At 59.6% G+C, this 23,809-nt stretch carries 23 protein-coding genes; 8 read left to right on the forward strand and 15 right to left on the reverse strand.

All coding sequences use genetic code 11. The features are described 5' to 3' along the window. The first annotated feature begins 2 nt into the window (after positions 1–2). Genes IMCC21224_RS05725 through IMCC21224_RS05735 form a run of 3 tightly spaced genes read left to right on the forward strand, consistent with a single transcriptional unit; the run spans position 3 to position 2,996 of the window. On the forward strand, positions 3–626 hold the full coding sequence (locus IMCC21224_RS05725) for a TRAP transporter small permease subunit (RefSeq protein ID WP_053078905.1): 624 nt from the start codon (positions 3–5) through the stop codon (positions 624–626). Then, positions 623–1,930: a TRAP transporter large permease gene (locus IMCC21224_RS05730; RefSeq protein WP_047994530.1), complete on the forward strand. Its 1,308-nt coding sequence runs from the start codon at positions 623–625 to the stop codon at positions 1,928–1,930. Before IMCC21224_RS05725 ends, IMCC21224_RS05730 begins: the two co-directional genes overlap by 4 nt. A gap of 28 nt (positions 1,931–1,958) precedes the next feature. Continuing rightward, positions 1,959–2,996: a TRAP transporter substrate-binding protein gene (locus IMCC21224_RS05735; RefSeq protein ID WP_047994531.1), complete on the forward strand. Its 1,038-nt coding sequence runs from the start codon at positions 1,959–1,961 to the stop codon at positions 2,994–2,996. Positions 2,997–3,060: 64 nt separating this feature from the next. Here the strand turns inward: IMCC21224_RS05735 and IMCC21224_RS05740 are convergent, their stop codons facing one another. After that, complete coding sequence (locus tag IMCC21224_RS05740) at positions 3,061–3,936, reverse strand: SHOCT domain-containing protein (protein ID WP_047994532.1); 876 nt, start codon at positions 3,934–3,936, stop codon at positions 3,061–3,063. Positions 3,937–4,176: 240 nt separating this feature from the next. Here IMCC21224_RS05740 and IMCC21224_RS05745 point away from each other — a divergent pair, with 240 nt between their 5' ends. Both IMCC21224_RS05745 and IMCC21224_RS05750 read left to right on the forward strand, forming a co-directional pair. Beyond that, complete coding sequence (locus IMCC21224_RS05745; RefSeq protein WP_047994533.1) at positions 4,177–5,124, forward strand: NAD(P)-dependent oxidoreductase; 948 nt, start codon at positions 4,177–4,179, stop codon at positions 5,122–5,124. 96 nt (positions 5,125–5,220) lie between these two features. Beyond that, positions 5,221–5,709, forward strand: a complete 489-nt coding sequence (locus tag IMCC21224_RS05750; RefSeq protein WP_047994534.1) for a hypothetical protein — start codon at positions 5,221–5,223, stop codon at positions 5,707–5,709. 2 nt (positions 5,710–5,711) lie between these two features. Here IMCC21224_RS05750 and IMCC21224_RS05755 read toward each other — a convergent pair whose 3' ends face one another. Genes IMCC21224_RS05755 through IMCC21224_RS05765 form a run of 3 tightly spaced genes read right to left on the reverse strand, consistent with a single transcriptional unit; the run spans position 5,712 to position 8,357 of the window. Further along, positions 5,712–6,383: a TadE/TadG family type IV pilus assembly protein gene (locus IMCC21224_RS05755; RefSeq protein ID WP_047994535.1), complete on the reverse strand. Its 672-nt coding sequence runs from the start codon at positions 6,381–6,383 to the stop codon at positions 5,712–5,714. Between the two features lie 10 nt (positions 6,384–6,393). Continuing rightward, the gene (locus IMCC21224_RS05760; RefSeq protein WP_047994536.1) at positions 6,394–6,930 is read right to left on the reverse strand and encodes a TadE/TadG family type IV pilus assembly protein; all 537 of its coding nucleotides are present in this window, start codon (positions 6,928–6,930) and stop codon (positions 6,394–6,396) included. Then, positions 6,927–8,357 carry a Tad domain-containing protein gene (locus IMCC21224_RS05765; protein WP_082135143.1) on the reverse strand — a complete coding sequence of 477 codons (1,431 nt, stop codon included), beginning with the start codon at positions 8,355–8,357 and terminating at the stop codon, positions 6,927–6,929. Before IMCC21224_RS05765 ends, IMCC21224_RS05760 begins: the two co-directional genes overlap by 4 nt. 364 nt (positions 8,358–8,721) lie before the next feature. Between IMCC21224_RS05765 and IMCC21224_RS05770 the strand changes: the two genes are divergently transcribed. Beyond that, positions 8,722–10,158 carry a Glu/Leu/Phe/Val dehydrogenase gene (locus tag IMCC21224_RS05770; RefSeq protein WP_047994537.1) on the forward strand — a complete coding sequence of 479 codons (1,437 nt, stop codon included), beginning with the start codon at positions 8,722–8,724 and terminating at the stop codon, positions 10,156–10,158. Positions 10,159–10,416: 258 nt separating this feature from the next. Here IMCC21224_RS05770 and lpdA read toward each other — a convergent pair whose 3' ends face one another. The 9 genes from lpdA to sucC all read right to left on the reverse strand — a co-directional run bounded on the left by lpdA (position 10,417) and on the right by sucC (position 20,144). Continuing rightward, positions 10,417–11,805: a dihydrolipoyl dehydrogenase gene (lpdA, locus tag IMCC21224_RS05775; RefSeq protein WP_047994538.1), complete on the reverse strand. Its 1,389-nt coding sequence runs from the start codon at positions 11,803–11,805 to the stop codon at positions 10,417–10,419. A 75-nt stretch (positions 11,806–11,880) separates the two neighbouring features. Beyond that, positions 11,881–12,276 (reverse strand): MAPEG family protein, encoded by a 396-nt coding sequence (locus IMCC21224_RS05780; protein ID WP_047994539.1) that lies wholly within the window; start codon positions 12,274–12,276, stop codon positions 11,881–11,883. Next, complete coding sequence (locus IMCC21224_RS05785) at positions 12,273–12,506, reverse strand: hypothetical protein (protein ID WP_047994540.1); 234 nt, start codon at positions 12,504–12,506, stop codon at positions 12,273–12,275. The genes IMCC21224_RS05780 and IMCC21224_RS05785 overlap by 4 nt, the downstream gene beginning before the upstream one ends. 112 nt (positions 12,507–12,618) lie before the next feature. Continuing rightward, positions 12,619–14,130, reverse strand: a complete 1,512-nt coding sequence (gene odhB / locus IMCC21224_RS05790; protein WP_047994541.1) for a 2-oxoglutarate dehydrogenase complex dihydrolipoyllysine-residue succinyltransferase — start codon at positions 14,128–14,130, stop codon at positions 12,619–12,621. Between the two features lie 3 nt (positions 14,131–14,133). Further along, on the reverse strand, positions 14,134–17,106 hold the full coding sequence (locus IMCC21224_RS05795; RefSeq protein ID WP_047994542.1) for a 2-oxoglutarate dehydrogenase E1 component: 2,973 nt from the start codon (positions 17,104–17,106) through the stop codon (positions 14,134–14,136). Beyond that, positions 17,103–17,627, reverse strand: coding sequence for a DUF805 domain-containing protein (locus IMCC21224_RS05800; protein WP_047994543.1), 525 nt, complete (start codon positions 17,625–17,627; stop codon positions 17,103–17,105). Before IMCC21224_RS05800 ends, IMCC21224_RS05795 begins: the two co-directional genes overlap by 4 nt. Before the next feature lies 1 nt (position 17,628). Further along, positions 17,629–18,516 carry a succinate--CoA ligase subunit alpha gene (gene sucD / locus IMCC21224_RS05805; RefSeq protein ID WP_047994544.1) on the reverse strand — a complete coding sequence of 296 codons (888 nt, stop codon included), beginning with the start codon at positions 18,514–18,516 and terminating at the stop codon, positions 17,629–17,631. 10 nt (positions 18,517–18,526) lie between these two features. Then, a complete protein-coding gene (locus tag IMCC21224_RS05810; protein ID WP_047994545.1) occupies positions 18,527–18,946 on the reverse strand; it encodes a hypothetical protein in 420 nt (139 codons plus the stop codon). Positions 18,947–18,950: 4 nt separating this feature from the next. Further along, the gene (gene sucC, locus IMCC21224_RS05815) at positions 18,951–20,144 is read right to left on the reverse strand and encodes an ADP-forming succinate--CoA ligase subunit beta (protein ID WP_047994546.1); all 1,194 of its coding nucleotides are present in this window, start codon (positions 20,142–20,144) and stop codon (positions 18,951–18,953) included. Positions 20,145–20,406: 262 nt separating this feature from the next. Here sucC and IMCC21224_RS26395 point away from each other — a divergent pair, with 262 nt between their 5' ends. Then, entirely contained in the window at positions 20,407–21,471 is a 1,065-nt protein-coding gene (locus tag IMCC21224_RS26395; RefSeq protein ID WP_053078906.1) for a glycosyltransferase family 2 protein, read from the forward strand. A 20-nt stretch (positions 21,472–21,491) separates the two neighbouring features. On the opposite strand, the gene mdh is transcribed toward IMCC21224_RS26395, so the two are convergent. After that, a complete protein-coding gene (gene mdh / locus IMCC21224_RS05825; protein ID WP_047994547.1) occupies positions 21,492–22,454 on the reverse strand; it encodes a malate dehydrogenase in 963 nt (320 codons plus the stop codon). Positions 22,455–22,621: 167 nt separating this feature from the next. On the opposite strand from mdh, the gene IMCC21224_RS05830 reads away from it, so the two are divergent. Further along, entirely contained in the window at positions 22,622–23,377 is a 756-nt protein-coding gene (locus tag IMCC21224_RS05830) for a sulfite exporter TauE/SafE family protein (RefSeq protein ID WP_047994548.1), read from the forward strand. Between the two features lie 37 nt (positions 23,378–23,414). Here IMCC21224_RS05830 and IMCC21224_RS05835 read toward each other — a convergent pair whose 3' ends face one another. Beyond that, positions 23,415–23,726, reverse strand: coding sequence for a hypothetical protein (locus IMCC21224_RS05835; protein ID WP_047994549.1), 312 nt, complete (start codon positions 23,724–23,726; stop codon positions 23,415–23,417). Between the last annotated feature and the right edge of the window lie 83 nt (positions 23,727–23,809).

The raw sequence follows: 23,809 nt of genomic DNA on the forward strand, positions 1-23,809 counted from the left end.
AAGTGGTCGGATCATCCAAGGACGGAACTGGCCGGGGGGACAAGCCGCTGAAGGAACCGCTGCCACAACGGATTTCGCGCGTGCTGGCCTGGGTGGCCGGCGCTATCATTCTGTTCGGCTGCGCTCTGCCAATTACCATCGACGTGATCGCGCGCCTGCTGATCAACCGTGGTCTGGTCGAGAGTTTTGAGATTTCTGGCTATGCGCTGGCCGCCTGTGTCGGACTGGGTCTGGCCTTTACCGTAACAACCAAGGCGAATATCCGCGTCGATTTCCTGACTGCGAAACTGCCTTTTGGCCTGCGGGCCGGGTTCGATCTGCTGGCGGCGGCGGTGCTGGCCGTTGTGGCTGTGGCGCTGGCGTATTTTGCTTATGGCACCGTGGCACAATCTGTGGCGATGAACGCCAAATCCATCTCGCAGTTGCAGGTGCCCATGGTGATCCCGCAGGGCCTGTGGTGGATCGGGCTGGTCTGGTTCGCCTGCGTTGCGGTGCTGGTGCCGCTTCAGGCCGCTGGTCGCCTGATCCGGCGCGACCGAGCCGGATTCGAGGCGCTGATCGGGTCCGTCAATGTCGATGAAGAGATCAGTCAGACCGGACTGCGGACGCAAGAGGATCAGACATGATTCTTACCGCATTCACGCTGCTGATGGTCTGCCTTGCGATCAGCCTGCCGGTCGCGGCGGTGCTGGCGCTGACCGGCTATGTCCTGTCCGAGCAATACGCGTTTTTCCCGATGACCGGCGCTGCGGGTGAGTTGGCGTGGAATTCATCCAATGATTTCATTCTGATCGCTGCGCCGATGTTCATCATGATGGGCGAACTCATGCACCGCTCTGGCGTATCCGAGCGACTGTTCACCGCGCTTACTCCGTGGTTTGCGCGGGTGCCGGGGCGACTGATGCACACCAACATCGCGGCGTCTGCGGTGTTTGCGGCAACCTCGGGCAGTTCACTGGCGACGGCAGCGACCATCGGCACTGTGGCGATTCCAAACATGGACAAGGGCGGGTATAATCGCCCCCTGTTTCTCGGCTCGATCGCCGCCGGAGGAACGTTGGGTATCCTGATCCCGCCCTCGATCAACATGATCATCTATGCGGTGCTGACCGACACCTCGGTTGCGGACCTCTATGCTGCCGGGTTCATCCCCGGCTTTGTGCTTGCCGCGCTGTTTTCCGGCATCGTGCTGGGGCTGGTGCTGTGGCGGCCGGCTTGGGGAGGACATGCGGTGGGGGATCACACGCTCTGGCCCGAACGTATTGCGGGGCTCAAACACCTGATCCCGCCGCTGGCACTGTTTCTCGTGGTTGTTGGGTCGATCTACGCGGGCGTCGCCACACCGACCGAGGCGGCCGCGCTGGGTTTGATGGCGACCGTGGGGCTGGTGGCGCTGAATGGGCGGCTGACGCTGCCGGTGATGCTCGCGGCATTCGAGGGCACTGTGCGCACCACCTGCATGATCATGCTGATCGTGATCTCGGCGTTTTTCCTGAATTTTGTCATGGTGTCTATTGGCCTGGTGGCCGCGATCACCGATGCGGTGTTGTCTCTGGGCTGGCCGCCGCTGGGGATGCTGCTGGCGATTGTGGGTTTTTACCTGCTGCTCGGCTGCTTCATGGAGACGCTGTCGATGATGATCGCCACCACGCCGATCATTGTACCGGTGATCGTCGGGCTGGGTTATTCCCCGATCTGGTGGGGCGTGGTGTTCGTGATTCTGATCGAAGCTGCACTGATCACCCCGCCCGTTGGCATGAACCTTTATGTCGTGCAGGCCGTGCGCAAGGGCGGCGGTGCCTTCAGCGATCTGTTCAAGGGCGCGGCTCCGTTTCTGCTGGCCATGCTGACGATGATCGGCCTGCTGATCCTGTTTCCGCAGCTTGCGCTGTGGCTGCCCACCATCCTCAATCCCAAAACAGGCGGATGATCCGCCGGTCCAACGCAGGAGATCCTATATGACACACAGAATCCTCACATCCGCGCTGCTTGCGTCGCTGGCGCTGCCCGCTGTCGCGCAGGACATGCCCGAGACAGAGTTCAACGTGGTCGGCTCCATCGGCACGCTGTCGATGTACACCGCCAAGGAACTGCCGTTCTGGACCACCGAAATCCCCGAGGCGTCGGGTGGCAAGATCAAGGTGCAGGTCAAGCCGTTCACCGAACTGGGCTTCAAAGGCGGCGAAATTTTCCGCCTTGTGTCGAACGGCACGCTGCAAATGGCAACCACCGTTCTGGCCTACAATTCCGGTGAGGTGCCGACCAATGAAGCCACCGATCTGGTTGGCCTTGTCGGATCTGTCGGGCAGTTGCACGAAGTCGCAGATTCCTTCCGCCCAACCTATGCCGATTTCCTTGAAACTCAGCACAATATCAAACTGTTGGGCTATGGAACCTATCAGGCGCAGGTGATCTATTGCCGCGATGAATTCACCTCGATTGCCGATCTCAAGGGCCGCAAGGTTCGCGCCTCGGGCGCGTCACAGCAGGCGTTTGTGGATTACCTTGGCGGCTCACCGCTCAGCATCGCCTTTGCCGAGGTGCAGCCGGCACTGGCCAGTGGTGTCGTGGATTGCGCCATCACCGGGGCGCTGTCGGGCTACAAGGCCAAATGGCACGAATCGGCCAGATTCATCTCTCCGATGCCAGTGACATTCGGTCTGGCGGCGCATCTGGCGAATCTGGACTGGTGGAACGGGTTGGATGCTTCGGTTCAAGGTCTGCTTGAAGCGGAACTCAAAGGTCTGGAAGATTCGATTTTTGAGCTGGCTGCGACCGAGACCGAGACAGGTCTGGCCTGCAATACATCTGGTCCGTGCCCCGAGGGCGAGCCTGCCGGTATGACCCTTGTCGCCGTCACCGAAGAGGATGAGGCGCTGCGGGCTGCTGCGCTCAAGGCAGTGATTCTGCCGGCATTCGCCGAACGCTGTGGTGCAGATTGCACGGCTACCTGGAACGAGACGGTCGGCGCATTTCTGGATATCACGATCGAATGATGTTTGCGGGGCGGCGTATCTGCCGCCCCTATCCACCCGCGATCTGGTCGGCGGGACGGGCGGATCAGAGGCGGCTGAGCAGCTCGGATTTCTTGGCCTCAAATTCGGTATCAGTCAGAATGCCGCTGGTCCGAAGATCGGCAAGCTTTTGAATCAGTGAAATAATCGCGTCTGCGCTGTCGGTCGGGACGGGGCGAGCAGGCGGGGTTGAGACCGACTGCGGCGGTTCCACCTTTTCGGGATCTTGTTGTACGGCGGGCGCGACTTGGGGCGCTGCGGGTGCGGGCTCGGTAGGGAGTGTTTCGGATGTCGGCTCAACGGCGGTTGCGGGCGTTTCGGTGCGCCGTACCTTTGGCAGGTCCGCGACCCGGACCAGACCATTCTGGCTGACAAAGGTCAGAGATTGGTCGCCGCTTTGCTGTTGCGAGACGCCGGAAATCTGATGATCCCCGGTATCATAAACCTCAAGCACGCCACCGATTTCTATGGCCAGCCGACGTGTCGCTGGAAAGACGCCATAGCGCATGGAATTCTGCGCCCCGGTGGATGAGGGCATTCCCAGATCTTCCGGCCAGGTGGGCTGACCAAAACCGGATCCCGACACAAACAGGCTGGTGCCGCCGGACTGGCTCTGACTCTGGCTGCTTGTCATGCTTGGTCTAGGGGCAAAAACCTGAGCACCGGCAATAGCATGGGACAGTTCCGACGCCATGGCGTCCACCCGCGCCTTGAGGCCGTTGTTGAACATATCACCGATCATCGTCATGCCACCCAGCGACCATTGCCCCATGCCGCCCAGCTCATAGTGGTTGAACTGTGCCTGCGTGCCATGGCCGTTCGCTACCGCAAAAAGCAGCGTTTCAATGGCATCTGTCGACACACCATGGCGCGCAGCCATATCGGCGACGAGTTTGGTGCCTTCGGGTGTCAGGCGGGTCATCGGCTGGGTCCAGTTCGGGGCTATCGAGTTGTCACAAGTATTGTGGCCTAGCAGGTTGTCGCAGATGCGTCCATGCGCGGTCGACGCTCTGCTGCTCAGGGCGGCGGGAATGCCTGAAATCAGGGCAACGCTCTGCGGCGTGAACCGCAGCGGGATCGGTTGGCAGATGTCGGTATTGGGACGGACGTTGCGGCCTATGGTGCGGCAGATGTCAAACAGGCATGTTAGAGAGGTCAGAGTATGCAGGTGGGTTTCATTGGATTGGGCGCGGTCGGGGCAAAGCTTGCAGGCTCGCTCTTGCGCAACGGAATCGCGTTGACGGTGTTCGATCTGGATGCTGACAAAATCGCAGGGTTTGTCGCAAAGGGCGCTAAGGCCGCCGCCGACCCGGCGGAAATGATGCGCATCTGCGATGTGGTCATCACCAGCTTGCCCAGCCCGGCAGCGTCCGAGGCCGTGTTGATGCAAATGCTGCCCGAGATGGGACCGGGCAAGATCTGGATGGAGATGTCGACCACCGATCCCGACGGCATTGTGACGCAGGCCGAACGGGTTGTGGCGACGGGCGCGCAGATTGTGGAATGTCCGGTGTCGGGCGGTTGTCACCGGGCGGCGACGGGCAATATCTCGATCCTTGCCGGGGCGAATCGGGCGGCGTTTGAGACCGTGTTGCCATTGCTGACAAAGCTGGGCCGCAGAGTGCTGCACACCGGCGCGATTGGCACGGCCAGCACATTGAAAGTTATGACAAATTACCTGGCCACCGCCAATCTTCTGACGTTGTGCGAAGCAATGGTGACGATGCGGGCGCGGGGTCTGGATGCGGCCACGACCTATGAGGCGATCCGCATTTCTTCGGGCACGTCTTTTGTGCACGAAACAGAGAGCCAGCTGATCCTGTCGGGATCGCGGGATGTGGATTTTACCATGGACCTGGTGCTCAAGGATATCGGCCTGTTTCAGGGGTTGGCCGAAGCCGAGGGCGTGCCGCTGGAAATCTCTCCGCTGTTGATTGATATCATGCGGGACGGGGCGTCACGTTATGGCATGCGGGCGCAGTCGGATCGCATCATCGAGCGGCTCGAAGAAGCAACGGGCCTGTCGGTGCGCGCGCCGGGGTTTCCGGCAGAACTGATCGACGACGAACCCGAAGAACCCGGGTATGAGGTGCGCCACCCGATCACCTGAGCCAGACATCACGCGCGTGCCCCGATCCGAAACCGGTTTCCAGAGCCGGGAAACCCGGATAGAGGGGCCAGAACCGGACACAACAGGGGCGGGATCATGACAGAGCAGCGAATTCTGGCAGAAGTGCGGGCCTCAGCGCCACGTCGGGTCATCGGTGTGGGGATGTTGCTGTTTCTGGGTGGATTGCTGATCTTTGTGGCGTTGGACACGCCGCCGACGATCGGTTGGCAGATCTTTCTGGTGGTGATTGGATTGGCCGCGCTTTGGCTGGCCGGAGTCATGTATCAGGCCACCAAGGGGGTACTTAGTCTGACTGCGACAGAGTTGCGGGACAGTGATGGCACTGTGCTGGCCCGGATCGACGAAATTTCCAAAATCGACCGTGGTATGTTCGCGATGAAACCTTCGAACGGCTTCACTCTGTTGCTGAACCGGCCGCAAGCGCGGTGCTGGCGGCCGGGTCTTTGGTGGCGTCTGGGACGCCGTGTCGCCGTGGGCGGGGTCACGCCGGGATCACAGACCAAACCGATGGCAGATGTGATCGCGGCGCTGGTTTCCGGCCAACTGAACGACGGGCAGATCTAGGATCAGGCGCCGCTCGGCTCGATATTGTTTGAGCCATCCTCGTTCGAGCAGGTGGTGACAGCGTGCGAAGTGTCGCAGAACGAACCATCAGGATCGCCGCCGCCCCAGCTGTTGTTGCCACTGTCGCCGACATACATCACTTGGGGGGCAAACCGCGGGCGGGTGAAGGAATACGTCTTGATCTCGAAATCGTCCAGTCCGACCTGCATGGCGGAATGATAGTCGTCCCAGGTTTCGACCAAGATCACCTGATCGTTGTGGGCCATGACCGGAAGGCGATCTGCGTAGTCGCGCATATCGGCGTCGTCGAGCGGGCCGTAATTGCCTCGTGCCTCTGACCAGACCACATCGTACCCGTCCGAGCCGCCGTCATAGCGCACGATGGTGATGCGCAGGTCCGATTCGTTCCCCTGCGATTTGTTGAGCAAATAGAGCAGATCGCGCGTATTATCGATATACTCGTCATCCAGTGGATCGGTCTCACGTGAGATCATGTCACCGATGGTATAGTTCGCCTTTTGGTTCACGCCCTGCTGGCGGAAGGCATCGAAGTAGACCCAAGAGGCGCCAAAGAGCCAGAGCAGCACGGGCAGGACGATCATCGCCTCAACCGTGATGTATCCGTCGGTATCGTCCGAAAAGCGGCGAAGACGGGCTTTGAGTTGGTTCAACATATCCCTGTCCTCACAGCGGTTCTTGCACGAATGCAGCGGTTGAAATGATGGCCGAATATCCTTGTGCGTCCTTGGCGAGGGCACTGCCCAGACCGGTGGCCGGCGAGATCGGCTTGTACTTGTAGCAGGCGCGCAGCAGCATCAGTTCGTTGCCACCGCCGTTTTCGAATTCACGCAGCGGATTCACAGGCAACGAGGTGTCGACGCAGTCTGCACCACGCTCAGGGTCGCTCCAGTCGCGAATGTCGAGGCGAACCATCTCAAGCTTGAGCAGTGACATGCAGTTGGGCAGAACGGCTGCCCCGTCGCAGATTTCCTGCTTGATCGAGTCGTGGGTGAAGACGGTCCCGGTCCCCAGGCGGACATCGCGGACGGTTTGGTCCAGGGCACGTTCCATGGCAGTGTTACGGATGGTGACAGAGCCCAGTTCGATACCCGATACGATGATGCCGATAAACAGCGGGATCCAGAGGGCAAAGGGAACAACCATTGAGCCTTCTTCGCTATCGCTGAAGTGGCGCAGGCGGTTTGAGATAAAGCGCATCATTGTGTGAGCCTCAACTGGTTGATCGCACGGGCGATTGAGTAAAAGGCATCTTCGATTTCGGTGCCTTCGACGCGGAAGAAGTGCGAGGCAGAAGACGCACAGTTCTTCATGACGTCGGCGCCGTGGTCACTGACTTCAAAGCCGATAGACCAGATCACGATGCCCTTTTCCTTGGCCGCGTCGCAGATGTTGTCGAGCAGAGAATCGCCCAGGTTGGCGTTGTATTTCTGGGTGTAGAACGAACTATGGCTGCTGGAACGGACATATCGTGCAAGGTAGTACCATAGATTGTACCGCTCCCACTGCGCGACCTCACTGGACGAATTGTAAGCCCAGTCCTGGATGCGGAACGATCGGTCGTGCTGGCCGTCGGTCATCAGAACCACGGTTTTCAGCGTCTCCGTATCGTCATAGTTGACCGGACGACCCGAAAATTCAGCATCCATGCTGCCCGAGTTGATCAGCCCGGTCGCAATCCCGCGAGTCGAAGGATCAAGCAGGGCGGTGCCCCATTTCATCCCCATAAAGATCGATGTACCGGCGCGGGGCTGGAACTGGGCGATCTGGTTTTTCAACGCGGTTGCGTTTTGGCTGAACGGTGCAATCCGTTCGTAGTTGTAGCGCGGGCAGACAGTGTCCGTGCGATCGTTGCTGCCGGAATAGTTCCACTGAAAGTGCTGCATCTGCTCGTAAGTCATCGAGGTGTTCAGCACAGTCGAATTGAACTGGGAATCCGGAAATTCGAGGCAGTGCGAATATCCGTGTTTCCAGTCGACATTCATCTGTTCGGTGATCAGCGGACCAGCGTTGACTTGCTCGGAATAGGGCACGAGCGAGATCGAGATCAGATCTTTGGTGTTGTCGTTCAGCACCGTGTCGACAAACGTGTCGGCGGCCGAGCGCAGGTTGCGCAGTTTGTTGTTTTCGGCCATCGACCCCGAAATATCGAGGACCATCGAGATCTCGACCTTGGCGATCTTTTCTTCGGCCTGGGCTGCGCCCTTGGCCTGCATGTTCTCGATACCGATGAGCGACATAAAATTGGTCGGTGTGGTGACCGACGCATCGGCAGTGACGCGTTTGTAGTTCAGACCGTGGTCGACCCGGACATCGTTTAGCGCATCACCAAGGTTCATCTTGTCCATGTAGTCGGTGACGACATCCTCAGGATCAAGGACCTGCTCCAGGTCCGCCGCCGCCAGAACGGCGCGGTCCAGAGTGCTCTGGATCTTGTTCCGTTTCAGCTCGGTCGAGATCATGTCGATGCCGGCGCCGCCGAACACCATGAGAATCATAGCTCCCGCAATCGCAACATAGCTCATCGCGCCAGATTCGCTTTGGCGAAAGCTGGCGCAGCCGGTCCGCAGCGTCGAACGCAGTTTCCGTACGCCAGCGATGGACCTGATTTTAAATTCAGGAATCATCATTTTTGTCCCAATACCTTCCCCTCGGAAACACCCGAGAACTCGCCCCACCACTGACAGAGTATGCCCATTCTTTTGGCCTATGATCGTGGCGGAATTGGGGCAGATTGAGGCTCAATTTCTTAAAAATATCCATGAAATTTAATACATTACCACAGGTTTCCCGGAATCTGTTTCGCTGTTTGCAACAATACCGACATAGTTTTCAGGACTTGCCCGAAAGATTCAGTACAAAATGTGGCGCAGAAAAATACTCGAATATTCGCAATCGTTTTACGTTAGCCTTATGCATAGTTTTTAAGCGCACCTGAGTCGCCAGCAACCCGTTCCGCCCAACGATCCTGTCCCGCCGCAAGGAGATTATCCCATGGCCGCCACACCGATCAACGAACCGAGCTTTCGCGAAAGCGTTGACCTCATGTTCAACCGCGCCGTTGCGCTGATGGACCTGAGTCCGGGGCTCGAGGAAAAGATACGCGTTTGTAACGCCACCTATACGGTGCGTTTTGGCGTACGACTGCGCGGCGCGATCCATACTTTCACCGGCTATCGGTCGGTACATTCGGAACATATGGAACCGGTCAAGGGCGGCATTCGTTTTGCCGCCAATGTGCATCAGGATGAGGTCGAGGCGCTGGCCGCCCTGATGACCTACAAATGCGCGCTGGTCGAGGCGCCGTTTGGCGGCTCAAAGGGCGGTTTGCGGATCGACCCGCGGCTCTATGATGAACACGAGCTTGAGCTGATCACCCGGCGGTTTGCCTATGAGCTGATCAAGCGTGACCTGATCAACCCAAGCCAGAACGTTCCCGCCCCCGACATGGGCACTGGCGAACGTGAGATGGCCTGGATTGCGGATCAATACGCCCGGATGCACACCACCGACATCAACGCCAAGGCTTGCGTTACTGGTAAGCCGCTGAATGCTGGTGGCATTGCCGGTCGGGTTGAGGCGACTGGGCGGGGCGTGCAATATGCGTTGCAGGAATTCTTTCGCCACCCCGAAGATATCGCCAAGGCAGGTCTGTCGGGTACGCTGGATGGCAAACGGGTGATTGTGCAGGGTCTGGGCAACGTTGGTTATCACGCCGCAAAGTTCCTGCAAGAAGAAGACGGCTGTCGTATCACCGGGATCATCGAGCGTGACGGCGCGCTGCATAACGAGGCGGGCCTTGATGTCGAATCGGTGCGCCAGTGGATCATCAAGCATGGCGGGGTGACCGACTATCCCGACGCCACGCATCATGCCGAAGGTGCGGCCGTGCTTGAGGCTGCGTGCGACATCCTGATTCCCGCCGCGCTCGAAGGGGTGATCCATCTGGCGAATGCGCATCAGATCAAGGCACCGCTCATCATCGAGGCAGCGAATGGCCCGATTACGGCTGGCGCGGACGAAATCCTGCGCGACAAGGGCGTGGTGATTATCCCGGATATGTACGCCAACGCGGGCGGTGTCACCGTGTCCTATTTCGAGTGGGTCAAGAACCTGAGCCATATTCGCTTTGGCCGGATGGGACGCCGCCAAGAGGAGTCGCGCCACCAGTTGGTGGTGGATGAGCTTGAGCGGATTTCGGAAAGTCTGGGCAAGACATGGACGTTGTCGCCTGATTTCAAACAGCGCTATTTGCGCGGTGCAGGCGAGTTGGAGTTGGTGCGCTCGGGGCTGGATGACACGATGCGGATTGCCTACCAGTCGATGCGCGAGGTCTGGCATAACCGCGAGGATGTGACCGATCTGCGGACTGCCGCCTATCTGGTCAGCATCGGCAAGGTCGCCGCCAGCTACCGGGCCAAGGGGCTCTGAGCGCAGGGTTCACTGGCCCATAGCGTGATTGCGTCGTGTCAACCGGATGCCGATGCTCTGGCAGGTGAGTTTTGTCGGCAGCGTCTTAGGAGGTGGCACCGACGGCGGGAATTTGTGACAGCGCGCAGGGTGGGGCACAGACAGGTTATTGCGTCACGCCCCACGGTCCCTGTTTGCAGGGCTGTGGGGCACCGTCACTGGTTCGCGCGTATGTCGTGGCATTGACAAATGATCTTGTCAACGCCACGCCTGTTGCCGTTACATGTGGATCGGGCCGTCGCCGCAGGCCAGTGCAGCTTCGCGGACGGCTTCGGAATATGTCGGGTGCGCGTGGCAGGTCATTGCCACATCTTGCGCGGCCGCGCCGAATTCCATGGCGACACAGATCTCGTGGATCAGGTCGCCGGCCATTGGTCCGATGATATGCGCGCCGAGAATGCGATCAGTGTCCTTGTCGGCAAGGATCTTGACAAAGCCGTCGGCGGCAAAGTTTGCCTTGGCCCGACCGTTCCCCATGAACGAGAACTTCCCGGCCTTGTAGGCGCGCCCCTCGGATTTCAGCTGTTCTTCGGTCTGGCCGACCGAAGCCACCTCGGGATGGGTGTAGATAACGCCCGGGATAACGCCATAGTTGACGTGACCATGTTTGCCTGCAATCACCTCGGCGGCGGCCATGCCTTCGTCCTCGGCTTTGTGCGCCAGCATCGGGCCGGTGATGGCGTCACCGATCGCGTAGATTCCCGGAATGTTGGTGTGCCAGTGTTGGTCGGTCTTGATCTGGCCGCGGTCTGTCATCTCAACACCCAGTTCGGCCAGACCCAGGCCGTCGGTGTAGGGTTTGCGGCCCGTTGCCACCAGAACCGTGTCGGCGTCCATGGTGTGTTCGCTGTCATCCTTGCGCAGCTTGTAGCTCACCTGCGCTTTCGAGCGGGAGACCTCGACACTTTGAACTGCGGCGCCAAGGGTGAATTTCAGGCCTTGTTTGGTCAGCAGTTTCTGGAACGCCTTTTGAACTTCGCCGTCGAGACCGGGCGTTATCACATCGAGGAATTCGATCACCTGAACTTCGGCGCCAAGCCGCGCATAGACCGACCCAAGCTCAAGCCCGATGACCCCCGCACCAATCACCACCAGCTTTTTCGGGATCTTGCCCAGTTCCAGCGCGCCAGTCGAGGTCACAACGGTCTTTTCGTCGATTTCGATGCCGGGCAGGGAAGAGGGTACAGAGCCGCTGGCGACGATGATATTCTTGGTGTCATAGGTGTCATCCCCCACCTTGACCTTGCCTGCCTCGGGGATCGATGCCCAGCCTTTGATCCAGTCGATCTTGTTCTTCTTGAACAGGAACTCGATGCCCTTGGTGTTCTGGCCGATCACCTCGTCTTTGTAGGAAAGCATCTGTTTCCAGTCGACCGTCGGGCTTTTGCCCTTGAGGCCCATCTGCGCAAAATTATGTTCGGCCTCGTGCAGCATATGGGTGGCATGTAGCAGCGCCTTGGACGGGATGCAGCCGATGTTGAGGCAGGTGCCCCCCAGAGTGTCACGCCCCTCGACGCAGGCTGTTTTCAGGCCCAGCTGGGCGCAGCGGATCGCGGCCACATAGCCGCCTGGGCCTGAGCCGATGACGATGACGTCGTATTGTGCCATTTGGATGGGTCCTTTCTAAGAACGAGGCAGGGACGCAGCCCATTCACCCCGGAATATTTGTGGCCAGAAGGCGGATCATATCAGGGCCATGATCAGCATGATCACCGTGGCGCCAAAGCCGATGGCCCAGATCAGCGAACGCCAGGGGCGCAGGCCAAAGTAATAGGCCGGAACATAGGCGATACGGGCGATCAAATAGAGCAGGGCGCAGGCTGCGGTGATGCCGTCGCCCTGATCCGAAAAGGTGATGACGAAGACGGCGACCGCAAAAAGGATCAGCCCTTCGAAATGGTTGTTCATCGCACGCTGCAGCCGGGCGGTTTTTTCCGACATCGGCTTTGATGGGGGCCGGTCGCGGGCGGATGATGTGTATCCGGGGCCAAGCTCCAGGTTTGCGGGTATTGCGAACAGCACGAATTGCAAAACCTGGAGCAGGGTCGCAAGGGTAAGGATGGTAAGTTCGGGGGTCATGCCGTTTCCAGGAAATGATGCTCGGATGGACCGTGACCCAGGCTAACTGAGTTGTCGATCCAGCGACGGGCTTTGTCAGCGTCTTTCACCTCGAACAATGCCCAATGCGCACCGGCCACGCCACGCCAGAGTTGTAGTAGCGTCAGTCCAGCGGTGCCGCGGTTTTCTGCGTCGACGTCAAAGGCACCGCGATCAAAATCGGCAAATTTGACAATAAGCTGATGGCTCATCCGGATGTTTCCTGCAGCTTGGCGCAGAAAGCGCGCTTCTGACGCCCAAAAAAGACAGCGGCCGCCCCCTGATACCGCGTGTGTAGCAGCGGGGGTGGTCAGTTTTTTCGTATTACAGATCCATCAGAAGACGGCGCGGATCTTCGAGTGCCTCTTTGACCCGGACAAGGAAGGTTACGGCCCCTTTGCCGTCAACGATGCGGTGGTCATAAGACAGGGCCAGATACATCATCGGACGGATCACCACCTGACCCTTGATCGCCATTGGACGGTCCTGGATCTTGTGCATGCCCAGAATGCCCGACTGCGGCGGGTTCAGGATCGGCGAAGACATGAGCGAGCCATAGACGCCACCGTTCGAGATGGTGAAGGTGCCGCCCTGCATTTCGGCCATAGACAGTTTGCCGTCGCGGGCTTTTGCACCCATCTCGGCAATTGCCTTTTCGATGCCGGCAAAGGACATCGCGTCAGCATCGCGGATCACCGGCACAACCAACCCGGTGGGTGTGCCCGCAGCGATGCCCATGTGGACAAAGTTCTTGTACACCACGTCGGTGCCGTCAATCTCGGCATTGACTTCGGGGACTTCGTTCAGGGCGTGGATACAGGCCTTGGTAAAGAACGACATGAACCCCAGCTTGACGCCGTGCTTCTTGAGGAACAGATCCTTGTATTCGTTGCGCAGGGCCATAACCTCGGTCATATCCACCTCGTTGTAGGTGGTGAGCATGGCTGCGGTGTTCTGACTTTCCTTGAGCCGCTTGGCGATGGTCTGGCGCAGGCGCGTCATCTTGACCCGCTCTTCGCGCTCGGTGTCACTTGCGGCGACAGGGGCACGCGGGGTGGGCGCGCTCGCCGCAGGCGGCGGGGCCGAAGCCGCGGACACTGCACGGGCGACGTCATCCTTCATCACCCGGCCATCACGGCCCGAGCCAGTGACCTGATCCCGCGAAAGACCTGCCTCGGCCATGGCCTTTTTCGCCGAGGGGGCGTCTTCGACATCCCGGCCCGTGGAGGCCGACGGGGCGGGTACCTCAACAGACTTAGGAGCGGGAGCAGTCGTGCCGCCCGAGCCCGAGATAACTCCCAGCTTGCCGTTGGCCTGCACTGTGGCGCCTTCGGCTGCGCTGATCTTGGTCAGGACGCCCGCGACCGGCGCCGGAACCTCGACCGAAACCTTGTCGGTTTCCAGCTCGCACAGCATTTCGTCCTGCGCGACGGTGTCACCCTCTTTCTTGAACCAGTTCGATACCGTGGCTTCGGAAACGGATTCACCCAAGGTCGGCACCATCACGTCGGTTTCGGCGGCGTCGTCATTGGCCGATTTTGGGGTGTCTTCTGCTTTGGCCGGGGCTTTGGCTGCTTTGGCCGGGGCCGCGGCGCTGTCGCCTTCGGCAATATTGGCAAGCAGGGCATCAACGCCGACAGTTTCGCCTTCGGCGGCGACGATATCGGCAAGGGTTCCCGCAATGGGCGAAGGCACCTCGACCGTAACCTTGTCGGTTTCCAGTTCGCACAGCATTTCGTCGACCGCGACGGCATCACCGGGTTTCTTGAACCAGGTGGCCACAGTCGCCTCGGTCACGGATTCGCCGAGTGTGGGGACTCGTACTTCGGTTGTCATCGCTTAATTCCCTTTGATCGTCAGTGCCTCGTCGACGAGTGCAGATTGCTGTGATTTGTGCATGCTGGCCAGACCCGTCGCGGGCGAGGCAGAGGTGTCGCGGCCGACGTAACGCGCGCGCGGATACTGCGCCTTGATCCGGCCCAGAACCCATTCCAGGTTCGGCTCCATAAAGGTCCAGCCGCCCTGGTTCTTTGGCTCTTCCTGGCACCAGATCATCTCGGCCTGGGTAAAGCGTTCCAATTCCTTGACTGCAGAGATCGCGGGGAAGGGATAAAACTGCTCGAACCGCAGGATGTAAACATCTTCCAGGCCGCGTTCGTCACGTTCTTCGAGCAGGTCGTAATAGACCTTGCCCGAACACATAACGACCCGCTTGATTTTGTCGTCAGCCACCAGTTTGGTTTCAGAATTGCCCTGCTGGGCGTCATCCCACAGCACCCGATGGAAGCTGGATCCGGTCTGGAATTCCTCAGCCTTGCTGACGGCCAGTTTGTGGCGCAGCAGCGATTTCGGGGTCATCAGGATCAGCGGTTTTCGATAGCTGCGGTGCAACTGGCGGCGCAGAATGTGGAAATAGTTCGCGGGCGTGGTGCAGTTGGCGACAATCCAGTTGTCCTGACCGCACATTTGCAGGAACCGTTCCAGTCGGGCAGACGAGTGTTCCGGCCCCTGACCTTCAAACCCATGCGGCAGCAGGCAGACAAGCCCGGACATCCGCAGCCACTTGCTTTCTCCAGAGGACACGAACTGGTCGAACATGATCTGCGCGCCGTTGGCAAAATCGCCGAACTGCGCTTCCCACAAGGTCAGCGCGTTGGGTTCGGCCAATGAGTAGCCATATTCAAACCCAAGTACGGCATATTCCGACAGCGCGCTGTCGATAACTTCGTAGCGCGCCTGACCTTCGCGGATGTGGTTCAGCGGATAATACCGTTCCTCGGTCACCTGATTGATCAGGCCCGAATGACGCTGGCTGAATGTGCCGCGTGTCGAATCCTGCCCCGAAAGACGCACCGGATACCCTTCGGTCAGTAGGGATCCAAACGCCAGAGACTCGGCTGTGGCCCAGTCAAAGCCTGTCCCGTTTTCAAACATCGCGGCGCGGGTTTCGAGCAGGCGACCCACCGTTTTATGCAGCGGGAATCCGTCGGGCGGAGAGGTCAGCGCGGTCCCGATCTGGGCCATTGTACTGGGCTCGATCGACGTTTTGCCACGCTGATACTTGCCTTGTTTCTGCCGGTCGAGATGCGACCAGCGGCCATCGAGCCAGTCGGCCTTGTTCGGCTTGTATGTCTTGCCAGCCTCAAATTCCTCGTTCAGCATGGACTGGAACGCGGCTTTCATATCCTCGATTTCGCCCTCGGGGATAAGCCCGTCCCGGACCAGCCGTTCTGTATAGAGCGTCAGCGTGGTCTTTTGTTTTTTGATCTTGGTGTACATCAGCGGGTTGGTGAACATGGGCTCATCGCCCTCGTTGTGACCGAACCGGCGGTAGCAGAAGATGTCGAGCACGACGTCTTTTCTGAACTTCTGGCGGAATTCGGTCGCGACCTTGGCAGCATGCACAACCGCCTCGGGGTCATCACCGTTGACGTGGAAAATCGGTGCCTCGACCACCAGCGCGTTGTCGGTGGGGTAGGGGCTGGAACGGCTGAAATGCGGTGCGGTGGTAAAGCCGATCTGGTTGTTTACCACGATATGCATGGTGCCGCCGGTGCGGTGGCCGCGCAGACCTGACAGGGCAAAGCATTCCGCCACGATGCCCTGACCGGCAAAGGCGGCGTCGCCGTGCAGCAGGATCGGCATGACAGAGGTGCGTTCGGCGTCGCTAAACTGGTCCTGCTTGGCGCGAACCTTGCCCAGCACTACCGGGTTCACAGCTTCGAGGTGCGACGGGTTGGCAGTCAGCGACAAATGCACCTTGTTGCTGTCAAATTCCCGGTCCGAAGAGGCCCCGAGATGGTATTTCACATCGCCCGATCCATCGACATCGTCCGGCTTGTAGCTGCCGCCCTGAAATTCATTAAAGATCGCGCGGTAGGGTTTCTGCATCACGTTGGCCAGCACCGACAAACGGCCACGGTGCGGCATCCCGATGATGATTTCCCTCACACCCAGGCTACCGCCGCGCTTGATCACCTGCTCCATAGCCGGGATCAGCGATTCACCGCCATCAAGGCCGAACCGTTTGGTGCCCATGTATTTCACGTGCAGGAATTTCTCGAACCCTTCGGCCTCGACCATCTTGTTGAGGATCGCCTTGCGGCCTTCGCGGGTGAATTTGACCTCTTTGCCGTAGCCTTCGATCCGTTCCTTGAGCCAGGCTGATTCCTCGGGGTTCGAGATATGCATGTATTGCAGCGCAAAGGTGCCGCAATATGTGCGTTTCACGATATCGAGGATTTGGCGCAGCGTAGCGATCTGCAGGCCCAGAACGTTGTCGATAAAGATCGGGCGATCCATATCGGTTTCGGAAAAACCGTAGGACCGGTGGTCAAGTTCGGGATGCGGCGCTGCTTCGTGCATGCCCAACGGATCGAGATCGGCAGCCAGATGACCGCGAATCCGGTAGGCGCGGATGATCATCAGCGCGCGGATACTGTCCAGCACGGCGCGCTTGACCTGTTCGTCATTGAGGCTGACGCCCTGTTCGGCGGCTTTGGCTGCGATCTTCTGACCGGCGGCTTTGGCTTCGACCGGGGGCGAGGGCATGGGCCATTCGCCTGTTAGCGCCGCGGTCAAGTCATCGCTGGGCTGCGGCGGCCAGTCACGGCGCGCCCATGAGGGGCCAGCGGCCTCAGTCCGGACCGAGGCAGTATCGTCGCCCATCGCCTTGAAAAACGCCTGCCAGCTTTCGTCTACCGCGCCGGGGTCGTTGGCATAGCGGGCGTACATCTGTTCGAGGTACTCGGCATTGTGCCCCTGCATGAAGGAGGAGGCGTGGAACTGGTCGTTGGGGGACTGGTCGGTCATTGTGTCACCTCGTTGGGGTTGGGACCGTATCGATTGGGACCGGGTTGTGATGGCAGCAGCAGCTGCGCCATCGTGTTCGAGAAATACATCAGCGTAACGCTAATCGCCGCCAGCCCGAGGACGGCCAACAGTGAGACGAGCAATTGGGAGAAGAACATCGCCGACAGCATCGCCGCCGCGTTGACGAGACCGCCCAAGGTCGGAAAGAGCCACAGGATCAACAGGAAGGTGAGGAAAATCGCCGCGGGCTTGAGCGGATCGAACATCAGCGTGCCGCTTTGTCCGACATCGTGCAGTCGACGCACGCCCGCCGCAGTAACGGGCAGATAGAACAGTGCGGTCGTGACATACAGTGCTTCGGGCACGGACTCTACCGACAGCACCGTGATCAGCATCGTTGCGACCGTGGCACAAGCCAGTATCGCTGTGGCCAGAGACCAAAGGTAGCCCGCGCGCGCAGTCCGGCCAAAAAGGTCGAATGATCTCCTGGATTCTCGGACAATCGCGCGCGCAGGGGTCATATCAGCCGAGCTCGATCGCCTTGAGCACAGCCTCACCCAGACCGGCAGGGCTTTCGGCGACGACAATCCCGGCGGCTTTCATCGCTTCGATCTTGCTTTCCGCGTCGCCTTTGCCACCGGCAACAATTGCGCCGGCGTGGCCCATGCGGCGACCCGGAGGAGCGGTGCGCCCGGCGATGAAACCGGCGGTCGGCTTCCAGCGGCCTTTTTTCTTTTCATCGGCCAGGAATTGCGCGGCCTCTTCTTCAGCTGAGCCGCCGATTTCGCCAATCATGATGATCGAATGGGTTTCAGGATCGGCCAGGAACATTTCCAGCACGTCGATATGTTCTGTACCTTTGATCGGATCGCCGCCGATACCAACGGCGGTCGACTGACCCAGACCGCTGTCAGAGGTTTGTTTGACCGCTTCGTAGGTCAGTGTCCCCGACCGGGACACAACCCCAACCGAGCCGCGTTTGTGAATATGGCCGGGCATGATGCCGATCTTGCAGGCGTCGGGCGTGATGACACCGGGGCAGTTCGGGCCGATCAACCGGGATTTGGAATTCTCCAGCGCCTTTTTGACCTTCATCATGTCCAGAACCGGAATACCTTCGGTAATGCAGATGATCAGTGCCATCTCGGCGTCGATGGCTTCAAGGATTGAGTCAGCCGCAAAGGGCGGCGGGACATAGATCACGGACGCGTTGGCGCCGGTGACATCCATCGCCTCGTGGACCGAGTTAAAGACCGGCAGGTCAAGATGCGTGGTGCCGCCCTTGCCGGGGGTCACACCGCCGACCATCTTGGTGCCATAGGCGATTGCCTGTTCAGAGTGGAACGTGCCCTGCGAGCCGGTGAGGCCCTGACAGATCACTTTGGTGTTTTCGTCGATGAGTACGGACATTTTGCTTTCCCTAATTCCGGAACCGCTCAGCTAGAACGGCTTCTTCGGCGCCGGTCAGGCGCATGATTTTGTCATTTCGATCGCGATGGATGCGGCCAAGACTCTCGATACCATCTGAACCTTCGACATAGCGGTAGGGCCCTAGATCGTCCGTGGTAAGCGGGTGGACGATGTGGGTTTCAATTTCTGCCAGCGAAAGGCGGTACGCGTCCTTTTTCCTGGAGGGATCGCGGACCTGTGGAATGGTAACAGCTTCAAAGGTGGTCAGGGTTGCGATCCCATGCAGCGCGCTCTTTGTTTCGTGATCGCCGAGCCAGATATAGACCGTCGCACCGGCATCGTCGGACACCAGCGCGGCGGACTTCATCCGAGGAACGACAGCAACACCGTCCCTCAGAGCCTCAGCTTTCACTTTCAAAACGAGCGCCACTACCTTAGCCCTTCACAGCCTTTACGATCTTCTGCGCACCATCCTTCAGGTCGTCCGCTGCGATCACGTCGAGGCCGGAGGTGCGGATGATTTCCTTGCCCTTTTCGACGTTGGTACCCTCGAGGCGGACAACCAGCGGAACCTTCAGGCCGACCTCTTTGACCGCGGCAATCACGCCTTCGGCGATGACGTCGCAGCGCATGATGCCGCCGAAGATGTTGACCAGGATGCCTTTGACTTGCGGGTCGGATGTGATGATCTTGAACGCCTCGGTCACTTTTTCCTTGGTGGCACCGCCACCGACGTCAAGGAAGTTGGCCGGCTCTGCGCCGTACAGCTTGATGATGTCCATCGTCGCCATGGCCAGACCTGCGCCGTTGACCATGCAGCCAATTTCGCCGTCCAGAGCGATGTAGTTGAGGTCGTATTTCGACGCCTCCAACTCCTTGGCATCCTCTTCGGTGGTGTCGCGCAGCTCGGCGATGTCGGCGTGACGATAAATCGCGTTGCCGTCAAAGCTGACCTTGGCATCAAGCACCTTGAGGTCGCCGCTGTCGGTGACGATCAGCGGGTTGATTTCAAGCATCTCCATGTCTTTTTCTATGAAGGCCTTGTACAGCAATTCCATCAAACCGACGCATTGCTTCATCGCCTTGCCGCTCAGGCCAAGGCTAAAGGCGATGCGGCGACCGTGGAAGGACTGATAGCCGGTCGCGGGATCGACAGAGAAGCTCAGGATCTTTTCAGGGGTGCTGGCCGCAACTTCTTCGATGTCCATGCCGCCCTCAGTCGAGCAGACAAACGACACGCGGCTGGTCTGACGATCCACGAGCAGAGCGAGGTAGAGCTCGGTTTCGATGCCCGAGCCGTCTTCGATATAGATGCGGTTGACCTGTTTGCCCGCCGGGCCGGTCTGATGTGTGACCAACGTGCGACCCAGCATCTTCTTGGCCTCTTGCGCGGCCTCTTCGACCGATTTGGTCAGGCGAACACCGCCCTTTTCGCCGGCGTCGGCCTCTTTAAAGGAACCCTTGCCGCGGCCGCCGGCGTGGATCTGCGCCTTGACCACCCAGAGCGGGCCGTCGAGCGCGCCTGCTGCGGTCTTGGCATCTTCGGCCTTGAGGACCACGCGGCCATCGGACACCGGGGCGCCGTAGCTGCGCAGCAGGGCTTTTGCCTGATACTCGTGGATGTTCATGAAACACTGTCCCGTCTTGCTGCGATTGCGTTCAGGTATAGGCACAGGCGCGATACCGTTTTAAGTCAAATGTTGCAGCAGGGTGGGTTTTGAGCGCATTTTCCGACATTTGTGATCACACGTTTGAATGCTGTGATCACAAAAAATGCACCACCCCTGTGCTTTGCTTGCAAAGTACCTTGAAAGGGAGATTCGCGCTGATGTTGTCAGCCTGTGGGTACAGCGTTAGACACATCCTGACATCAGGCAAGGAAAAACCAAGATGCAGCTTCTGGAACCGATGAGTGCCGAACGGCTGGCCCCCGGTGCCGTGCCGGTGGTGGTACTGTTGCATAACGAACTGAACATCCTGCCCGAATTTCTGGCGCATTACAGACAGATCTGTGATCCGGCGTTTCTGATCGTGGATGATCACTCGACCGACGGCAGCACCGAATATTTGACTGATCAGCCCGATGTGACAGTGTTTCGTCCGCGATCCGGGTCCACATTTGGCGCGCACAAGGCCGAGTGGCGCGGGGAGCTGTTGGATCATTACGGCACTGGAAAATGGTGTCTGGTGCCGGACTTGGATGAACATTTCCTGTGGGCGGGAATGGAGCATCAGACTCTTGCCGATTATATCGCTGCGGTCGAGGCAGAGGGGGCTAGGGCGGTGGCGACTTTGATGCTGGATATGTATGCTGACGCGCCGCTAAGCGCACACATGCACCCGGCAGAATCGGATATTTTGCTGCGTGAACGCTTTCCGCTGTTTGACGGTCCGGCGCCGTTTCCTGATGGATATTTTCGCAGGCCCCCGTCCGCCCGGCGGCGGGCTTTTCCGACGCCGCAGATCAGCTTTAGCGGTGGGGTGCGCAACCGGCTGTTCCATTTCCATCCCGAGCAGATCACAGCATTGCAACTTTGGGCGGCGCGGTTCCTTGGGTTGGATGGACCAGTGACGCCGGGGCTGGCAGATTTGCCCGGGTTGTGGATCGCCCGCCGGTTGCTGCGCGGGATGCTGAAGGGATCACTCAACACCACCAAACTGGGGTTGATCCGCTGGCAAAAGGGACTGCGGTTCAATGGGGGCGCGCACAAGCTGTCAGGGGTGGTGCCCCTGTCCGAGAGCATTGCGGTGTTTCTGCACTATCCGTTCACACGTGGCCGCGCCGGGGTCGAATACATTGCCGCACGTGGGCAACACGCCGAGGGGGCGCGGGCCTACAAGTCGTTGCTGGAGGGGGAAGGCCTGGATCATTCGCCGGTTTGTGCGACAACCCGCCGCTACGATGGGGTGGCGTCGCTGGCCGGGCTGATCCGGGATGTGCCGCCGGGGCGCTAAGGCCCCGGCAACGACTTGCGTCAGGCGAGCGAGGGATCAATGCCCTTGCACGCTTCGACCAGACCTTTGACGGCGTTGACCGAGCTGTCAAACATCGCCTGTTCGTCTTTGGTCATCTTGATGTCGGCGATGCGTTCGATGCCACCAGCACCGATCACAGTCGGCACACCGACGTAAAAGCCCTTGAGCCCGAATTCGCCATCACACCATGCAGCGCAGGGCAGCAGGCGTTTCTGGTCCTTGAGGTAAGCTTCGGCCATCTCAATGGCGCTGGTCGCAGGGGCGTAGAACGCCGATCCGGTTTTCAGCAGGCCGACGATCTCGGCACCGCCGTCACGGGTGCGCTGAACGATTGCATCCAGTTTCTCTTGGGTGGTCCAGCCCATGGCAATCAGATCTGGCAGGGGGATGCCGGCGACGGTGGAATACCGGGTCAGCGGCACCATGGTATCGCCGTGGCCGCCCAGAACAAACGCGGTTACGTCTTTCATCGAGACGTTGAATTCGACCGACAGGAAGTGGCGGAAGCGGGCGCTGTCAAGCACACCGGCCATGCCGCAGACTTTGTTGTGGGGCAGGCCGCTGAATTCGCGCAGCGCCCAGACCATCGCATCAAGCGGGTTGGTGATGCAGATCACAAAGGCGTCCGGCGCGTTCGCGGCGATGCCTTCGCCGACGGATTTCATCACCTTGAGGTTGATGCCCAGAAGGTCGTCGCGGCTCATCCCGGGTTTGCGCGGCACGCCGGCTGTCACGATGCAGACGTCGGCGCCGGCGATGTCGGCGTAATCGTTGGCACCCTTGAGCGAGGCGTCAAAGCCCTCGGACGGGCCGGATTCGGCGATGTCCAGCGCTTTGCCCTGGGGCGTGCCTTCGGCAATATCGAATAGGATGATGTCACCCAGTTCCTTGAGTGCTGCGAGGTGGGCAAGCGTGCCACCGATCTGTCCCGCGCCAATCAGGGCGATTTTGGGTCTGGCCATGGGTCTCTCTCCGGTCTGTTGGACTTTTTGCATGGCTAGTGCTTTGACGCGCCGCGCGCAAGTGCGCTGCGATGCGGCACAGCGCAGCAGTCGCACACCAAAAGGGGTGGCGGGGCGATCTGCGTGACGATAAACCTAGGGAGAAAAGGTATTTAGGGGGCGCCGCGATGGAGTTGATAAACTGGGCGACGCTGATGGTGGCGATCCCCGCAGTGATCTTTGCCGGCGTGTCCAAAGGTGGTTTCGGGTCGGGAGCGGCCTTTGCCGCAGCGTCGATTCTGGCGCTGGTGCTGGAGCCGGGACAGGCGTTGGGCATCATGCTGCCGCTGCTCATGCTGATTGATGCGGCCAGCCTGCGGGCCTATTGGAAGAAATGGAGCTGGCCCGATGCAAAGGTGCTGATACTGGGTATGGTGCCCGGCACGGTATTGGGGGCGCTGTTCTATGCCCGCGCAGATCCCGATTCGATCCGGTTGCTGATCGGGGTGATTTCTCTGGCCTTTGTCGGCTGGCAGATGGCGCAGAAGGCCGGGCTGATGCGGTTGAGCGAACGGCGTCTGGGGCCGCGCGCCGGTCTGCTGGCCGGGGTAGGGATTGGCATCACCAGCTTTATCAGCCATGCGGGCGGGCCGGTGGCGGCGGTTTATCTGCTGGGGCAAAAACTGCCAAAGACCACATATCAGGCGACCACGGTGCTGGTGTTCTGGGCAGTCAACCTATTCAAATTCAGCTTTTATGCCGTGATGGGCATCCTGACGTTCGACACGCTGGGAATCGATCTGGTGCTGGCGCCCTTTGCCATTCTGGGGACGTGGATCGGCATTCGTATCCACAAGATCGTGCCCGAGATGCTGTTCTTTGGGCTGACCTATGTCCTGCTGTCAATCACGGGGGTCAAACTGATCTGGGACGCCATCGGCTAAGCGCGCCGCCCCATGCTGGTGTCCCGTGATGCAGGTGTCAGGCATCATTGCCGGGGATTGGCAACGCTTCGGCCAGCGCCTCGAACGCCTGACCGCTGGCGATAAGGCAGGACTGACCGTCGGTGGCAGTTACGACAATGGTCCAGCTGCCGCTGTCATTTGAGGCAAAGACCTCAACCACTGCATTGTTGCTGCCCAGCCCGACGGATTGGCGGGTTTCGCCGAATTTCTCGCCAAGCCGCGCAATCACAACATCACGCGGGGCGCAATTCGACGTGGATTGCGCCGTAGCAGCACCAGGCAGGGCGGCGCAAAGCGCAAGAAGGTGCAGGGCAGTCATCAGTTTCATGGCGTCACCTTCTGGTTGACGGGCCTGACCTGCATCGCGGCAGGGGGCTGCTGAAATTTTTCAGTGACCGGTGATGCACTTGG

It is taken from the genome of Puniceibacterium sp. IMCC21224 (assembly GCF_001038505.1).
Taxonomy (GTDB): domain Bacteria; phylum Pseudomonadota; class Alphaproteobacteria; order Rhodobacterales; family Rhodobacteraceae; genus Puniceibacterium.

Coding starts and splice junctions, on each gene's coding strand:
- IMCC21224_RS05730 (WP_047994530.1), top strand. CDS start 623: ATGATTCTTACCGCATTCACGCTGCTGATGGTCTGCCTTGCGATCAGC.
- IMCC21224_RS05735 (WP_047994531.1), top strand. CDS start 1,959: ATGACACACAGAATCCTCACATCCGCGCTGCTTGCGTCGCTGGCGCTG.
- IMCC21224_RS05740 (WP_047994532.1), bottom strand. CDS start 3,936: ATGACCCGCCTGACACCCGAAGGCACCAAACTCGTCGCCGATATGGCT.
- IMCC21224_RS05745 (WP_047994533.1), top strand. CDS start 4,177: ATGCAGGTGGGTTTCATTGGATTGGGCGCGGTCGGGGCAAAGCTTGCA.
- IMCC21224_RS05750 (WP_047994534.1), top strand. CDS start 5,221: ATGACAGAGCAGCGAATTCTGGCAGAAGTGCGGGCCTCAGCGCCACGT.
- IMCC21224_RS05755 (WP_047994535.1), bottom strand. CDS start 6,383: ATGTTGAACCAACTCAAAGCCCGTCTTCGCCGCTTTTCGGACGATACC.
- IMCC21224_RS05760 (WP_047994536.1), bottom strand. CDS start 6,930: ATGATGCGCTTTATCTCAAACCGCCTGCGCCACTTCAGCGATAGCGAA.
- IMCC21224_RS05765 (WP_082135143.1), bottom strand. CDS start 8,357: ATGATGATTCCTGAATTTAAAATCAGGTCCATCGCTGGCGTACGGAAA.
- IMCC21224_RS05770 (WP_047994537.1), top strand. CDS start 8,722: ATGGCCGCCACACCGATCAACGAACCGAGCTTTCGCGAAAGCGTTGAC.
- lpdA (WP_047994538.1), bottom strand. CDS start 11,805: ATGGCACAATACGACGTCATCGTCATCGGCTCAGGCCCAGGCGGCTAT.
- IMCC21224_RS05780 (WP_047994539.1), bottom strand. CDS start 12,276: ATGACCCCCGAACTTACCATCCTTACCCTTGCGACCCTGCTCCAGGTT.
- IMCC21224_RS05785 (WP_047994540.1), bottom strand. CDS start 12,506: ATGAGCCATCAGCTTATTGTCAAATTTGCCGATTTTGATCGCGGTGCC.
- odhB (WP_047994541.1), bottom strand. CDS start 14,130: ATGACAACCGAAGTACGAGTCCCCACACTCGGCGAATCCGTGACCGAG.
- IMCC21224_RS05795 (WP_047994542.1), bottom strand. CDS start 17,106: ATGACCGACCAGTCCCCCAACGACCAGTTCCACGCCTCCTCCTTCATG.
- IMCC21224_RS05800 (WP_047994543.1), bottom strand. CDS start 17,627: ATGACCCCTGCGCGCGCGATTGTCCGAGAATCCAGGAGATCATTCGAC.
- sucD (WP_047994544.1), bottom strand. CDS start 18,516: ATGTCCGTACTCATCGACGAAAACACCAAAGTGATCTGTCAGGGCCTC.
- sucC (WP_047994546.1), bottom strand. CDS start 20,144: ATGAACATCCACGAGTATCAGGCAAAAGCCCTGCTGCGCAGCTACGGC.
- IMCC21224_RS26395 (WP_053078906.1), top strand. CDS start 20,407: ATGCAGCTTCTGGAACCGATGAGTGCCGAACGGCTGGCCCCCGGTGCC.
- mdh (WP_047994547.1), bottom strand. CDS start 22,454: ATGGCCAGACCCAAAATCGCCCTGATTGGCGCGGGACAGATCGGTGGC.
- IMCC21224_RS05830 (WP_047994548.1), top strand. CDS start 22,622: ATGGAGTTGATAAACTGGGCGACGCTGATGGTGGCGATCCCCGCAGTG.
- IMCC21224_RS05835 (WP_047994549.1), bottom strand. CDS start 23,726: ATGAAACTGATGACTGCCCTGCACCTTCTTGCGCTTTGCGCCGCCCTG.